The organism is Gracilibacillus xinjiangensis (assembly GCF_042651765.1).
GTDB lineage: Bacteria > Bacillota > Bacilli > Bacillales > Amphibacillaceae > Gracilibacillus > Gracilibacillus xinjiangensis.
In genome coordinates, this window is the sequence record NZ_JBHSDT010000008.1 from 308,658 (window position 1) to 324,305 (window position 15,648).

General features: G+C 36.6%; 15 protein-coding genes and 2 tRNA genes. 13 read left to right on the top strand and 4 right to left on the bottom strand.

Features of this window, described 5'->3' with window-relative positions; all coding sequences use genetic code 11:
• Nucleotides 1-6 precede the first annotated feature (6 nt).
• From ACFOY7_RS12720 to ACFOY7_RS12750, 7 genes are all read left to right on the top strand, one after another.
• The gene (locus tag ACFOY7_RS12720; protein ID WP_390252469.1) at nt 7-1,470 is read left to right on the top strand and encodes a potassium/proton antiporter; all 1,464 of its coding nucleotides are present in this window, start codon (nt 7-9) and stop codon (nt 1,468-1,470) included.
• Nucleotides 1,471-1,509: 39 nt separating this feature from the next.
• On the top strand, nt 1,510-1,959 hold the full coding sequence (locus ACFOY7_RS12725) for a MarR family winged helix-turn-helix transcriptional regulator (RefSeq protein ID WP_390252470.1): 450 nt from the start codon (nt 1,510-1,512) through the stop codon (nt 1,957-1,959).
• A gap of 12 nt (nt 1,960-1,971) precedes the next feature.
• Complete coding sequence (gene racE / locus ACFOY7_RS12730) at nt 1,972-2,793, top strand: glutamate racemase (protein ID WP_390252471.1); 822 nt, start codon at nt 1,972-1,974, stop codon at nt 2,791-2,793.
• 185 nt (nt 2,794-2,978) lie between these two features.
• Entirely contained in the window at nt 2,979-4,133 is a 1,155-nt protein-coding gene (locus ACFOY7_RS12735; RefSeq protein WP_390252472.1) for a GerMN domain-containing protein, read from the top strand.
• Between the two features lie 142 nt (nt 4,134-4,275).
• A complete protein-coding gene (gene rph / locus ACFOY7_RS12740; RefSeq protein ID WP_390252473.1) occupies nt 4,276-5,019 on the top strand; it encodes a ribonuclease PH in 744 nt (247 codons plus the stop codon).
• Between the two features lie 15 nt (nt 5,020-5,034).
• The gene (locus ACFOY7_RS12745) at nt 5,035-5,628 is read left to right on the top strand and encodes an XTP/dITP diphosphatase (protein ID WP_390252474.1); all 594 of its coding nucleotides are present in this window, start codon (nt 5,035-5,037) and stop codon (nt 5,626-5,628) included.
• Nucleotides 5,629-5,648: 20 nt separating this feature from the next.
• Nucleotides 5,649-6,182 carry a metallophosphoesterase family protein gene (locus ACFOY7_RS12750; RefSeq protein ID WP_390252475.1) on the top strand — a complete coding sequence of 178 codons (534 nt, stop codon included), beginning with the start codon at nt 5,649-5,651 and terminating at the stop codon, nt 6,180-6,182.
• Nucleotides 6,183-6,344: 162 nt separating this feature from the next.
• On the opposite strand, the gene ACFOY7_RS12755 is transcribed toward ACFOY7_RS12750, so the two are convergent.
• From ACFOY7_RS12755 to ACFOY7_RS12765, 3 genes are all read right to left on the bottom strand, one after another.
• Nucleotides 6,345-6,581, bottom strand: coding sequence for a hypothetical protein (locus ACFOY7_RS12755; RefSeq protein ID WP_390252477.1), 237 nt, complete (start codon nt 6,579-6,581; stop codon nt 6,345-6,347).
• Between the two features lie 323 nt (nt 6,582-6,904).
• Nucleotides 6,905-6,978: transfer RNA gene (locus tag ACFOY7_RS12760), tRNA-Arg, on the bottom strand.
• 1 nt (nt 6,979) lies between these two features.
• A tRNA-Gly gene (locus ACFOY7_RS12765) sits at nt 6,980-7,053 on the bottom strand.
• A gap of 470 nt (nt 7,054-7,523) precedes the next feature.
• Here ACFOY7_RS12765 and ACFOY7_RS12770 point away from each other — a divergent pair.
• Both ACFOY7_RS12770 and ACFOY7_RS12775 read left to right on the top strand, forming a co-directional pair.
• A complete protein-coding gene (locus ACFOY7_RS12770; RefSeq protein ID WP_390252478.1) occupies nt 7,524-9,491 on the top strand; it encodes a methyl-accepting chemotaxis protein in 1,968 nt (655 codons plus the stop codon).
• 193 nt (nt 9,492-9,684) lie between these two features.
• Nucleotides 9,685-10,659, top strand: coding sequence for a hypothetical protein (locus tag ACFOY7_RS12775; RefSeq protein WP_390252479.1), 975 nt, complete (start codon nt 9,685-9,687; stop codon nt 10,657-10,659).
• A 43-nt stretch (nt 10,660-10,702) separates the two neighbouring features.
• On the opposite strand, the gene ACFOY7_RS12780 is transcribed toward ACFOY7_RS12775, so the two are convergent.
• Nucleotides 10,703-11,128: a hypothetical protein gene (locus ACFOY7_RS12780; protein ID WP_390252480.1), complete on the bottom strand. Its 426-nt coding sequence runs from the start codon at nt 11,126-11,128 to the stop codon at nt 10,703-10,705.
• Between the two features lie 117 nt (nt 11,129-11,245).
• Here ACFOY7_RS12780 and ACFOY7_RS12785 point away from each other — a divergent pair, with 117 nt between their 5' ends.
• The 4 genes from ACFOY7_RS12785 (at nt 11,246) to clpX (ending at nt 15,407) form a co-directional block, all read left to right on the top strand.
• Complete coding sequence (locus ACFOY7_RS12785) at nt 11,246-11,416, top strand: hypothetical protein (protein WP_390252481.1); 171 nt, start codon at nt 11,246-11,248, stop codon at nt 11,414-11,416.
• A 145-nt stretch (nt 11,417-11,561) separates the two neighbouring features.
• Entirely contained in the window at nt 11,562-12,146 is a 585-nt protein-coding gene (locus tag ACFOY7_RS12790) for a histidine phosphatase family protein (protein WP_390252482.1), read from the top strand.
• Nucleotides 12,147-12,506: 360 nt separating this feature from the next.
• Complete coding sequence (tig, locus tag ACFOY7_RS12795) at nt 12,507-13,793, top strand: trigger factor (protein ID WP_390252483.1); 1,287 nt, start codon at nt 12,507-12,509, stop codon at nt 13,791-13,793.
• Between the two features lie 336 nt (nt 13,794-14,129).
• Nucleotides 14,130-15,407 carry an ATP-dependent protease ATP-binding subunit ClpX gene (gene clpX, locus ACFOY7_RS12800; protein ID WP_390252484.1) on the top strand — a complete coding sequence of 426 codons (1,278 nt, stop codon included), beginning with the start codon at nt 14,130-14,132 and terminating at the stop codon, nt 15,405-15,407.
• The last annotated feature ends 241 nt before the right edge of the window (nt 15,408-15,648 follow it).

The window sequence follows — 15,648 nt, forward strand, 5'->3', positions numbered from 1 at the left end:
TACTAGATGCTTGATGTCATAAAGGAAGCTGATCAATTTATATTGCTGGCAGCATTAATCCTAGTAATCAGTATAATTGTTACGAAATTTTCTAATCGTCTTGGAGTACCATCATTAGTTCTGTTTATTATACTTGGCATGGTTATCGGTAGTGATGGTCTTGGTTACATTTATTTTGACAGTGCGAACATTGCTCAGCTAATTGGTATGGTTGCATTAATTATTATTTTGTTTGAAGGTGGGATTCAGACAAAATGGGCAACAATAAAACCAGTAATGGCACCAGCACTTACATTGGCAACACTTGGTGTTTTGATTACTTCAGGAATTATTGGTGTTACTGCTAAATTAATATTCGATATCACATGGCTTGAGGCAATGTTAATTGGTTCTATAGTTGGCTCGACTGATGCAGCAGCAGTGTTTGCGGTATTAAAAGGGAAGAACATCAAAGAAAAATTACAATCAACATTAGAAGCAGAGTCCGGGACGAATGACCCGATGGCTGTATTTTTAACATTATCGATGATCCAATTAATGCTCATAGATGATCTGGCAATAGGTGGGCTCATTTTTAGCTTTTTTTGGCAAATGGGTGCGGGTTTAATTATAGGATTCCTTGTAGGGAAACTTGCGACACTTTCTATCAACCGAATTAACCTTGATTCAAGCGGCCTTTATCCGTTGCTTGCCTTAGCTTTTGCCTTTATCACCTACAGTTTGGCAACACTTGTTAGTGCAAGTGGTTTTCTGGCGGTTTATATCGCTGCACTTGTTATTGGTAACTCAGACTTAACCTATAGACATTCCATTCTTCGTTTTAATGAAGGATTTGGGTGGATGGCCCAGATTACCATGTTTATTCTTCTAGGGTTATTCGTATTTCCTTCTACATTATTTACTACATCTGTGCTATGGAATGGTTTGTTGATATCTTTAGTATTAATGTTTGTAGCAAGGCCTGTTGCAACATTTCTTTCCTTATATTTTTTCCGTTTTTCCGTGAAAGAGAATATTTTCTTGTCATGGGCAGGATTAAGAGGGGCTGTTCCGATCGTGTTGGCATTATTTCCCGTATTGTTAGGGCTGGAAAATAGTCAATTGTTCTTTAATGTGGTCTTTTTCGTTGTGTTACTTTCTGCATTAGTTCAAGGATCAACGATTACGAATGTAGCTGCATCCCTCAACTTGTTAGGCCCAGAGAAGAGGCAAGTGAAGCATTCACTCGAGCTTGTTTCCTTAGGCAGATCGAATGTGGAAATGGTTGAATTTGAAGTGCCATCAGCTAGTGAATTAATCGGAAAAAAGTTAAAAGATATCACATTTCCAAACAGAGCAACAGTTAATGCAGTTATCCGAAATAACCAGGTGGTGGCCCCTGCAGGTGATACAGATATTAAAGAAGGAGACGTGTTATATATTCTTGTCCATAAAGGTTCGGAACATCAGTTAAACCAACTGCTAAAATAGTTCAATCGATTTATTTTATAAAAAGGGGGAGGTTAAATCTTGTCAAAGGATACGTCAAAAGATACAATTGCGGATGTTGAAAGAGAATTGCGCTATATTGCTGGAATAATTAAACAGCAAGGGCGGGAAATATTGCATAATTATCCGATTACTGCACCTCAGTTTATTGCCTTACAAATGCTGTTAGAACATGGTGACTTAACATTAGGAGAGCTATCACAGAAAATTCATTTAGCGTTTAGCACAACAACTGATTTAGTTGATCGAATGGAAAAGAATAACATTGTGAAACGGGTGAAAGATTCGAAAGACAGACGAGTTGTGCGCATACATTTATTAGATGAAGGCAAAGAAATTATTAAAGAGGTTGTTGAAAAGCGGAGAGAGTATTTGGGAAAGGTCTTAACAAATGTGAAGGAAGAAGACATTAAAGACTTGTCCCGACTATTGCATATATTGCACTACGAAATGAAAGAGAACAAGAATTAAAGAGGCGATAAAATGAATCAACCGATTGGCGTTATTGATTCAGGGGTTGGTGGTTTAACGGTTGCAAGTGAATTGATGCGCCAGCTGCCAAAAGAATCAATTATTTACTTAGGAGACACCGAGAGATGCCCATATGGTCCGAGACCTAAAGAAGAAGTGGTCCAATACACATGGGAAATGGTAAATTTTTTATTGGAAAAAAATATTAAAATGCTAGTAATAGCATGTAACACAGCAACAGCTTATACGTTGCACATACTAAGAGAACAGTTAGATATACCAGTTGTTGGCGTTATTCAACCAGGAGCAAGAGCTGCTATTGCGAATACGAGAACGTACAATATTGGTGTAATAGGGACAGAAGGCACGATAGCCAGTGAAGCCTATCCTGCTTCCCTTAGACATATTAATGCAGGCATTACTGTTCATGGTTTAGCATGTCCTCGATTTGTCCCACTAGTTGAAAGGGGGCTTATTTCAGGTGAGGAAGCATATCAAATTGTGGAAGAGTCATTAGAACCTTTAAAGCAACATAAGCAAATGGATACGTTAATTTTAGGTTGCACTCATTATCCAATGATTAGAGAATTAGTTCAGGAAGTAATGGGATCAACTGTTGCAATTATATCTTCCGGTGAAGAAACTGCACGTGAAGTAAGTACCATTTTAGGATTTAAGAAGACATTTTATACAGGCGATAAAGCAGCAGAGCATCAATTTTATACAACAGGTGATCCGATTATTTTTGAACAGATCGCTTCCCGATGGCTCGAACAAAAAATTGAAGCAGTGAACAAAATACAATTAACTCAAGTGAAAAGCATGGAGAAATAATTCCCATGCTTTTTTTATCGCGCAATTTTTTGTTGTTTTTGCGGGTCTGTTACTTCACATAAGTGTATTCTTATGGTAGTAATTGGCTGGTGTTCTTTTCCATAATTTCTTCCACTCTTTTTTGTTCTATTTCTTACGAGAGCTCGTATACATAGTAGTACAAACCATCGTAGGAGGTATCGGTTATGAAAATCGATTTCACAAAAAAGCTGATAGGAATACTTTTAGTAAGCATGTTATTATTGACAGGTTGTGGAGTGTTTCAAGGTGAACAGACGTTAGAGCAGCTGGATGCACCACCTGAAGAAACAACATTAACAGAGGATTTGGATACTATTTCTGATGAATTAACAGGAGCTGATGGGGAAGAAGAAATAGAAGAAGGAATCGAAGATGGTGTAGAAGAGGACGATAGTGAAGGAGATTCTGAAGGCGAGGATCCAATGAATTCTTCAGACACAGTATCCCGTGTGCTTTATCTCTTAGATAATAATGGACTTGTCGTTCCATATGAAGTAGAATTACCTACCCCTGCATCTAAAGAAGTAGCAAAACAAGTGTTAGAATACTTAGTAAAAGATGGTCCGGTAACAGGAATGCTGCCAACAGGATTTGAAGCAGTATTACCAGCAGGGACAGAGATAATGGACTTGAACTTGGAACCAAACGGTACATTAGTTGTAAATGTATCGGAAGATTTCCAAACATACCAGCCAGAAGAAGAACAACAGATATTGGAGGCAATGACTTATACATTGACTCAATTTGAAAATGTGGAACGAATTAAATTATGGATAAATGGTGTGGAGCAAAATGAGATGCCTGTTAATGGAACACCGGTTTCCCAAGGTTACTCACGGGAAAATGGAATTAATGTTCATCAGTCAGAAGGAATTGACCTAATGGAAAGTGAAGCGACTACGCTTTACTTTCCAATGCAAGCGGAAGATGAATCGGTTTATTACGTACCAATCACACAACATGTTGAGAAAGATAAGATAAATGAATATGAATCTATTGTACAAGCATTACTAAATGGACCAAGCTTTGATTTACCACTACAAAATTATATCAACACAGGATCACACCTTACACAAGCGCCGGTGATGCAGGATGGAACCCTTTCCCTGACTTTTAATGAAAATATCTTGACAAATAGTGAAAAAAGTATATTAGCTGACGAAGTGATGAGATCCCTTGTATTAACATTAACAGAACAAGAAGGAATTGAAGCAGTGGAAGTATCTGTTGAAAACCATGAACAAGTTGTGAATGAAAGTGGACAACCTTATACGGCACCCGTTTCAAAAGAAATGGTTGTACCTACAGATAGTATTTAATTGTTCGAGTAATAAGAGTTAGAAAGTGTATTTCCTGAATCGCCCCATACTTTTTATCGTATGGGGTGATTTTTCTATGTATGAAACTTAAACAGTTATGCAAAATATGTTAAGATTAGAAGGAATGTTAGGAGGAAGTATGATGCGAGAATCAGGGAGAGCAGTGAATGAGTTAAGAAAGATTGAAATGGTAACAGACTTTACGAAACATGCAGAAGGGTCTGTTTTAATCACAGTTGGTGACACGAAGGTGATCTGTAATGCAAGTGTTGAGGATAGAGTACCACCATTTATGCGTGGAACTGGAAAAGGCTGGATAACAGCAGAGTATGCTATGTTGCCGCGTGCAACAGAAACAAGAAATATTCGTGAGTCATCAAAAGGGAAAGTATCCGGAAGAACAATGGAAATTCAACGTCTTATCGGTCGTTCTTTACGTGCAGTCGTTGATTTGGATGCAATTGGAGAACGAACCGTTTGGATTGATTGTGATGTCATTCAAGCAGATGGTGGAACCAGAACTGCATCAATTACTGGGGCATTTGTCGCAATGGTTCATGCATTTGGAAAATTGGTTGATAAAGATGTATTAAAGAAATTGCCGATTACCGATTACTTAGCTGCTATATCTGTTGGCGTTTTGCCAGATGGTACCGAAATATTGGATCTGGAATATGCAGAGGATTCCATTGCAGCTGTTGATATGAATATTGTGATGACAGGTAAAGGTGAATTTGTTGAGCTCCAGGGTACCGGTGAAGAAGCGACTTTTTCGAGACAACAGCTAATGAAGATGTTAGAGCTTGCTGAAGGTGGTCTGAATGAGATTGTGCAAATCCAAAAAGATGCGATAGCCCCATATGCAGATAAATTAGAGATCAAATAGGGAGTTTTTCTAAAGATGAAAGAGATAATTATTGCAACGAAAAACCGCGGGAAAATGAAAGACTTTGAAGCACTCTTTACTCCATTGAATATAAAGGTTACATCTCTTTTAGATTTACCTGAAGATATAGAAGATATTGAAGAAACTGGTACAACTTTCGAAGAAAATGCTGCAATCAAAGCGGAGGCCATTTGCGAAAAGTTTGGCATTGCTGTAATTGCTGATGATTCTGGATTAGAAGTGGACGCACTAAATGGTGAGCCGGGTGTGTATTCTGCGAGATATGCAGGGGAGAAAAAGGATGATCAAGCTAACCTTCAGAAGGTATTGGCAGAGTTAAAGGGTGTTCCTGATCACAAACGGACAGCCCGGTTTGTTTGTGTATTAGCCGTTGCCCAACCTGGTGAAAAGACGGTTTTTAAACGTGGTGAATGTGAAGGGACAATTGGCCAAGAGCCGATTGGCGAAAATGGCTTTGGTTATGACCCGATATTTTTCCCAATAGGCAGTGACCATACAATGGCTGAAATGTCTCCGGCAGAGAAAAATAAAATAAGCCATCGCAGAAAAGCATTAGATCAATTGATAAATTGGCTAAAGGAGCAATAGAAAGAAGGGAGTGGAACCAAATGCCTAAAGTTCTCATCATCAGTGACAGTCATGGCTGGGAAAGCGAATTGTTAGAAATAAAGGAACGCCATCAACATGAGGTCGAAGCAATGATCCATTGTGGTGACTCTGAATTACTACATAGCAGCGAAGAATTATCTGGCATGAACGTTGTTAAGGGGAATATGGACAATGATGATAATCTGCCAGAAGAAATTGATTTTACTGTTGATAACTTGCATTTTTTTGTTGCTCATGGTCACATGCATCAAATAAAATTCACATTACAACCGATTTCGTACCGCGGGGATGAAGTTGGAGCAAATGTTGTATGCTTTGGTCATTCGCACATTGCTGGGGCAGAAAAAGCGGAGAATAAGCTGTTTATCAATCCTGGCAGTATTCGTCTCCCAAGGTCTCAACATCCCGGCTCTTATGCCATATTGTCAGCGAATAGGGATCTATCTGATGTAATTGTTCAATTTTATACAAAAGATGGACAGGAAATCAGTGCATTGACTTATCAAACATCATTAAAAACACAGCAGGTATAGGTTGCCTGCTGTGTTTTTCATTTATATGGAAACGGTATACCTTATAAAAAACAATTGATCCAAGTTTGAATATGAAATAGTCAGTCCATATGCAATACATATTTGGGTGGTAGCTCTCATCTACTGCCTGTACCTTGAATAAATTATTGCATGTCATTCATCCTATCCTTCCGATTCATACATTGACCCGCCAACAATTCGCTTGGGACTTATGAATATCCCATTTAATACAAGATAGATGAAACAAACAATACTAATCGATATTACTTGTGCTGTTGTCTCACTCTCAACTATACCGCTTTTCACAAGAAAAGCAGCCAGTTTATCAAACAACCAGAAAAAAGCCACAAAGATAAATTCCAGAATTTTAGAAAGGATGTCCCCAATAAAATTTCCCACATCTTCCTAGATAATACTCTCCCTTGCTTGGATGATTTAATGCTGCTTTAGTATTCCTGAAGTATGTAATGTTTTTATAAGTAACAAATTATTCCTATTAATATTAACATATATAGAAAAATAGTAAGAGATTACCCGGAAAGATTGTTTGTAGTCTGCCGATAAAGTTAATGGAAGCATAATTGCTATCCAAGAATTATAATAGAGTTTAGAGTTGAATGATCGAACAGAACATTTGGGGAATTCACCATTGTGGTACGCCCGAATAATTTTTATAAAATAAAAAAACCTTGAAATGATGGACACTTCAAGGTTTTTGACTACGTCCCAGGAGCGATTCGAACGCCCGACCTACAGATTAGAAGTCTGTTGCTCTATCCAGCTGAGCTACTGGGACATGGAGCGGGTGAAGAGAATCGAACTCTCGACATCAGCTTGGAAGGCTGAGGTTTTACCACTAAACTACACCCGCATTTGGTTATGTACTTTTTTAACGGACAAGTAATATTATATAAAGTAATGTGCCGAATGTCAACACAATTTCACAAAAAAATTATTCTTTTTTGCTTTTCTTTATTTTGATGTAGAAATCCTTACAAATAAAGCCTGTCAGAACAATAATCAACAGAGCCATCACCGTTAAAGTAAAAGTATTAGAAAAACTTTGATAAATACCGATTGCAAACCCAACTAACAGGATAAAAAGGTAAGTGATTTTAGAGAAATTCATAATGACTAAGAAAGAGTACCTTAGTGTTCACCTCACAATTGATTTATATAATTATTATAACATAATTTATTTCTTTTCTAATAAGTGATTGATTTTAGAATGAACTCCTTTTAATTACCTCCCTATTTGCCAATGTGATATAATTCCATCTTAGATAAAAAATTCTGCTGACAATTAAAGTGGTCGGCGGGGCAATTTGAGGGGGAAGTTTTTTGAGAAAGTCGATAAAATCGAAATTATTTTTGCTTTTTTTATTGTTAGCAATCGTGCCAGCAATACTAATCAGTTGGTTAGTGATCTCCAAGACGAATGACAGCTTTACAAATGTAATGTCAAAAAGCCAACTAGAATCGAAAATGCTGATCGAAAACCAGTTGCAATCAGAGATGAATGAATTACTTGACATAACCAAATTATATGCATCAAGTGAAGAATTAATAGAGGCCTTCGCTAACAAGGACCGTGATAACTTACATGAGTCCGTTACACCAGTATTCGAAAGATTACAAAGAGAACATGACTGGAATGTATTTGAATTTGGAGATGCAGATGGCACGGTTTACTATCGTGGACATAATCCAGAAGAATTCGGTGATAACAAAAGTGATAAACAAGCGATTCAATCAGCATTAAACCAGGAAGCAAATGTTGGTTTTGAATCAGGGAATAGCGGGATGACGATAAGAGCCTTTGTACCAATTATTTCAAATGATGAAGTGATTGGGACATTACAAACAGGATTAAAGCCAGAAGTTGTAAATGAGATAACCAGTTCACTTGAAGGTGTTGAGATAACAATTATCAATAAAGAGAAAGAAGTTATTCTATCATCTGCAGGGAATGACGGTAATCTAAGTACAGCAGCACAGGAGAGTGTCGCTGAAGCATTTGAAGGTAAAGAAGTCACAAACAATAATAAGGACAAATGGAAATATTACTTACCATTATTCGATCCTGCTAATGCGAATGTAGTTGGTGTGATAGAAATAATAGAGGATGTAAGTTTCTTTACGGACATTAATAAAGAAATTCTGCAAAGTATACTAATAATAGGTCTAATCATCATCCTGGTTATTGGAATTGTTGCATGGTTAGTAAGTGATCGCTTTACAAAACCAATTATGAAAGTCACTGAAATAATGTCAGAGATTGCGAATGGGAATTTAAAAAACGATTGGTCAGGAAAAATCAGCCCGGATGAGATAGGTGTTTTAGTAAATGCTGTTATACATACACAGGATACACTGCGAGCAATGATTGAAAAGGTTCAGCAAACGTCTCATTATGTTCGGAAGGAAACAGTAGAAATGAAGCAAGCCTTTGATGAAATAAACGTCAGCAGTGAACAGATTGCTGTAACGATGGATGAAATAGCGAATGGAACAGAGGTACAAGCAGACACTACTGCCCAAATTGCGGAACAGATGAATCAATTTTCCAATAAAATTAAGCTTGCAAGTGACAGTGGAGAAAAGTTGTTTCAGTCTGCAGAACAATTAAAAGGAATCACCCATAGTGGCAGTGAGTTAATGCAACATTCTATTACCCAGATTAAACAAACGAATGAAGACATTCAGCAAACAGTTTCACAAGTAAAAGGGTTAGAGAATCAAACAAAGGAAATTACAACAATTATTCATGTGATACAAAATATAGCAGAACAAACGAATCTATTGGCACTAAATGCTGCAATTGAGGCTGCCAGAGCAGGGGAAGAAGGAAAAGGATTCGCAGTTGTAGCAGACGAGGTCCGAAAATTATCTGAACAGGTTTCACGATCAATTGATGAAGTGACAGTTATTCTGCAACAGCTGCAAGCAGAAGCTTCTGTTGTTGCAAGGTCATTGACAGACGGTTCTGATCAGCTTGTTCAAGGAACAGAGCAGATTGGAGAAACGGGGAAGAGTTTTCAACAGATTCAGAACTCTGTATATACTATGATCAACAATATTGAAAATATATCCAGTAACTTCCATCATATTGTTGGAAATAATGAAAAAATATCCAGTTCAATAGAGAATATTGCAGCAATCTCAGAACAATCTGCAGCAGGGGTGGAAGAAACTTCTGCATCAGCTTCGGAAACGAGTCAATCCATTGGTAATATACTAGATACGGTCAAAGGGCTTGAAAAAATGTCAAAAGAGTTAGAGAGTATTGTAGAGGGGTATCAAGTGTAATAACAGGAAAACTACATCAGCAGGTGTAGTTTTTTTGTTAACGATAGTGGAATAAATTGAATACTTTATTGTTTTTTGGGGTATAGAAATATAGCTTCCGTATCAAAATAAAACAAACATAGGAATCCACTTGAGTCTTTCTGCTATTAAATCTATAATAGTAATAATATGATAGTAAAAGGTAGGTGAAACAATGCAGGAAGAAAAAGAGAAGATAATTATTTTCCCAAAATGGAAAAATGACTTAGAACATGAAGCGAAATTAGCAATGGAAGGCAGTGACTTCCAAACAGCATTTCAATATTTCCAAAAGTTGACTGAAAATGGTGTAGAATCTCCAGAAGTATTAACAGGTAAATTAATTTGTATGATGGAGCTTAATATGGAAGAAGAAGCGGAAGAACTGTGTGAACGGCTCATATCAAAGAAAGATAATCATTATTATTCTTACATACATATATATGCAACATTACTGTTTCAAGCTAGTAAATATCATCAAGTCATGTATTTAATCGAGGATGTACTGGAAGAAGAGGTACCCTCACCTATTAGTGGACAATTAAATCAGATGTATCAGCTTAGTAAAGAATTACAGCAGCAAGTGGATATACAGACAAACCAGGAAGTGCTTCAAAAATTGAAGGAAGCGATTGAGCAGAAGAATGATCGCCAGCAATGGTACATGGTGAAGCGCTTACTTTATCTGGGGGGCCAGAAAGACATACCTCTCTTAAAAGAAATGTTGGTAAAGGAAGATATACACCCTGTTGTTAAGACAGCGATATTAGAGTACTATGTTAATAATAACTTAACTGGTAACATACATATTGAGAAATTCAAAGTAGAAGAGACAATTGACTTACATAAAGCAGAAGTGATTCCTATTACATTCTTTGAAGGCATCTACCAACACTTAGATCACTTGCAACAGAATGATCCAACTAGTTTCCAAATGATCCAATTCATTTTACAGAGGTTTGCCTATGTTTACACACCATTTTTGCCTCAAGAAGAGAATTATTCATTATTTGCAGAAACCTTAGAATATTATGTGAATCAAAGCTTTCAATTTGAGGAAGAATTCCGTGATTTTAGTAATGTAAAAGAGCACTACATAAAGATGATTGAAATGTCAGAAGCTTTATATGGGTCGATTCTTGAGATATAATAATAGATGTTGCTTGCCGATCTTCTTCGGTCAAGCAGCACTATTAAATAACTAATCCTTTTTTCTTCGCATCCTCATCCATGAGTGAGCCAATCCCTAAACCGATCCCTATACCGATAGGAATACCTAGACCGATGTTATCAAATAATGTTAAGCCAAAAACCACACCAAGACTTGTGCCTAATGCCATATATGTGGCTAGGTAATAGCCGCTGGTGATACATTTATGTTGTTTCATCAGATGGGATTTTGCCTGTGAAAAGGTTTGTTGAAAGTCTCTCACTTCATCACCCGTTGCATCTATTTGCATAATTTTTAATTGATTTTCTATGTCTGCTAATAATTTCTTGCATTTCATACACTCATCACTGAATTGTTCTAATTTAGTGATAATTTTTTCTATTTTGTTAATATCGAGGTTTTCAGTACTTTTGCTTACTTCTTCTAATAGGTTCATGATGTCACTCATTTTCATACCTCCATCGTATTTTCTTCTTATATATACGCGAAACGTGTACCATTGGTTTCAATTAATTGTTGCATTTTCAGTCCAATTCATTAGAAAATCGGTCTAAGGAGGAACAATATGGGGCGTTTAGAGACAATACGTGCATCCGAGAAGCAATATCATGATTATTGTTATGATAAAAATAAGTTATTTGAACAAGGTTCATGGTTGCACAGGCCTGTTAAAACAGTTATAGAGTTAGTACCACTTCTTAAGGGGATTAATCAGCCATATGTTTCTCGATCTTGAAGCCGGAGCTGGCCGGGATGGCGTGTATGGAAGAAAGAAGTGAAGTTTCTGGAGTATAATATAATTAGAGATAGCAAATCTGTATTATTAAAAACAAAAGCAGTCACCTATGTGGTGCAAAAATTAAATTAGGGAGTGGGTCGAGATGACGACAGTTTGTTTAGTAAGACATGGTGAAACAGATTGGAATGCCGCTGGGAGAATACAGGGAGCAACCGATATTCCATTAAATGAAAGTGGGAAACAGCAAGCGAGAGAATGCCGCGATCATTTACAAGCTGACAGTTGGGACGTATTAATCACAAGCCCACTGAGCAGAGCGAAAAAAACGGCTGAAATTATTAATGAAGCATTACAATTACCATTAATAGAGATGAATGATTTTGCTGAGCGATCCTTTGGCGAGGCTGAAGGATTGACCGTTGAGGAAAGAAAACACAGGTTTCCTGACGGGAATTACCCAAATCAAGAAACGAGAACTGCACTTAATGAAAGAGTGTTAAAAGGTATGGCTCGGATTCAGCAAACTTATCCGGGGAAAAAAATATTGCTTGTTGCTCACGGTGCTGTCATTAATGCCATTTTATCGATTTTTTCTGAGGGAGAAATTGGTGCAGGAAAAACATTACTAATGAACGCATGCCTTAATAATATTGAATATGCAGAAGAGAAATGGAAGATACATAATTACAATGTAATTGATCATTTATCAGGAATAAAAAACGTGTAAAGAAATAATGAAGCGAAGGGCTGATCGACAAAGTCTTTCGCTTTTTGTTCATTTAACCATCACAGCTGAGTTATCTTCTAACCATAAAAACAGGATGAAAATAACTGAAATTATGACAGAAAGCGACAAACAGTTCGGATCGAAGATATAGGATTTTATAATCACTTGCATTTTCTCTATCTATATAGTAAATTCCATGTAGTAATCAAATCACAATAAATCAGTTATGCCTACATTATTATTGAAAGCATGCACTTTTATGTTATAATAAGATGGTTGCAATTTGCGTTCGGTCTATTATAGAGTGTTTATTGAATGAACGTCAAATATACAGATTTATTTATGTTGGAGGGAAATTGAATGACAGCAAAATGGGAGAAACAAGAAGGTAATGTCGGCGTACTTACTATTGAAGTGGACGCAGACAAATTTGATAAAGCACTAGATCAAGCTTTTAAGAAAGTTGTAAAACAAGTACAAGTTCCGGGCTTCCGTAAAGGAAAAATGCCTCGTGGATTATTTGAAAAACGCTTTGGTGTAGAATCACTTTATCAAGATGCAGTAGATATCATTCTGCCAGTAGAATATACTAACGCTGTTGAAGAAACTGGAATTGAGCCAGTGGATCAGCCGGAAGTAGATATCGAACAAATTGAAAAAGGAAAAAATCTTATCTTCACTGCAAAAGTTACTGTTAAGCCTGAAGTGAAATTAGGTGAGTACAAAGGACTAGAAGTAGAAGAAGAAAGCACGGAAGTAACAGATGAAGATGTAGAGAATGAATTAAAACAGCTACAAGAACGCCAGGCAGAGTTAGTTGTCAAAGAAGAAGGCGAAGTAGAGAATGGTGATACAGCTGTAATCGACTTTGAAGGATTTGTTGATGATGTGGCATTTGAAGGCGGAAAAGGTGAAAATCATTCATTAGAAATCGGTTCTGGTTCTTTCATTCCAGGTTTTGAAGAACAACTTGTTGGTAAAAAAGCTGGAGAAGAAACGGATGTGAATGTAACTTTCCCTGAAGAATACCATGCAGAAGATCTAGCTGGTAAAGAGGCAACATTTAAAGTGAAAATTCACGAAATTAAAGCAAAAGAATTACCGGAGTTAGATGATGAATTTGCTAAAGACGTGGATGATGAAGTGGAATCTTTAGATGAATTAAAAGAGAAAACAAAAAAACGTCTGCAAGAGCAAAAGGAAACAGAAGCAGATAACAACAAGCGTGAAGCTTTAATCCAGCAAGCATCTGATAATGCAGAAGTAGAAATCCCGGAAGCTATGGTACAATCAGAATTAGATCGTATGCTTCAGGAATTTGAGCAAAGACTGCAAATGCAAGGTATGACACTTGACATGTACTTCCAATTCTCAGGTCAAGATGAAAATGCGTTGAAAGAGCAAATGAAAGAAGATGCTGGCAAACGTGTGAAAACAAACTTGACATTAGAAGCAATTGCATCTGCTGAGAATGTAGAAGTAACCGAGGAAGATGTTGAAAAAGAATTAGAGTCAATGGCTTCTACGTACAAAATGGAACTTGACCAAATTAAACAGGCACTTGGCGGAAACACTGCTGGCTTAAAAGACGATTTAAAATTCAGAAAAGCAATTGATGTCCTTGTTGACAATAGCAAAACAAAATAAACAACAAAGAGAAAACAAGGCGCGAGTAACGCGCCTTGTTTTCTCACACATATAAGTAAAGTTAGCTGAATTTCGTACATGCAATAGTAAAATTTTTGCGTTTTGAAATAGAATCACATTATAATACATATACTACATATTATATTTACATGGTTGTTTCAAACCGAACCATTTGTAATTTACATAAAAGGCTGATAAGCTATAACAACATAACTTTGGAACGATAAAAAGGTGTTTTGCTTTTTTATTTTGTTACAATTTGATATGATGGGCTAAAGATAAGGGAATGCCACCATATCGAGAAATATTGATATTTTTGAACAAGGGGTGAATGGCATGTATAAGTTTAATGAAGAAAAAGGTCAATTAAAATGTTCATTCTGTGGAAAAAGTCAAGACCAGGTCCGTAAATTAGTTGCTGGACCGGGCGTTTATATATGTGATGAATGTATCGAGTTATGTACAGAAATTGTGGAAGAGGAATTAGGAACGGATGAAGAAGTAGAATACAAAGACATTCCAAAACCGCAAGAAATTTGTGACATATTAGATGATTATGTGATCGGCCAGGACAAAGCAAAGAAAAATCTAGCAGTTGCCGTGTACAACCACTATAAACGTATTAACACGCCGAAGGCAAAAGACGAAGTAGAACTATCGAAAAGTAATATTGCTATGATTGGACCAACAGGTAGTGGTAAGACATTGCTTGCACAAACATTGGCACGTATCTTGAATGTTCCATTTGCCATTGCAGATGCAACTTCACTTACAGAAGCTGGATATGTTGGGGAAGATGTGGAAAACATCTTATTAAAACTAATTCAGGCAGCTGATTACGATGTGGAGAAGGCAGAAAAAGGGATTATTTACATTGATGAGATCGATAAAGTTGCACGTAAATCAGAAAACCCTTCAATAACAAGAGATGTATCTGGTGAAGGTGTTCAACAAGCACTATTGAAAATTCTGGAAGGTACAGTAGCTAGTGTGCCTCCACAAGGTGGAAGAAAACATCCTCATCAGGAATTCATTCAAATTGATACAACAAATATTTTATTTATTTGTGGTGGAGCATTTGATGGAATAGAACAAATTATTAAACGCCGACTAGGGAAAAAAGTAATTGGTTTCGGTGCAGAAGCTGATAATCAGGAATTAGACAAAGCAACACTTTTATCTAAAGTGTTACCAGAAGATTTATTACGCTTTGGATTAATTCCAGAATTTATCGGTCGTCTACCGGTTATTGGAAGTCTAGAACCGCTTGATGAATCTGCATTAGTAGAAATATTAACAAAACCAAAAAATGCTTTAGTAAAGCAATATAACAAATTGTTTGATATGGATGGCGTTGAACTGGAATTTGATGAAGAAGCGCTGAAAGAGATTGCGAAGAAAGCAATTGAACGTCAGACAGGGGCCCGCGGTTTACGCTCCATCCTTGAGGGAATCATGTTAGACGTTATGTTTGAACTGCCTTCTCGTGATGATATTCAAAAATGTGTCGTTACAAAAGAAACGGTTATCAATGAGAATGGTCGTCCGAAATTAATCCATAATGATGGATCAGTTATCGATGATGGAAAACAATCGCCAAAAGAAAGTGCATAATGAACGAGTAAAAGAATCCCTTGTTTGCAACAAGGGGTTCTTTTACACTATAAGCATGGTGTGTTTTATAAATAAATAACAAAAGTGTGTTTTTATCAATCGTTTTTGGTAAATATATAAATAATGATGCAAATTTTAATATTTACAAAGAACAGGATTTTCTTTAAACTTATTAGAATAGAGAAGCAGCTTTTAAGTAACAATGAATTATGGATTCTTTATTGTTAAAGAGCTTTCCTGA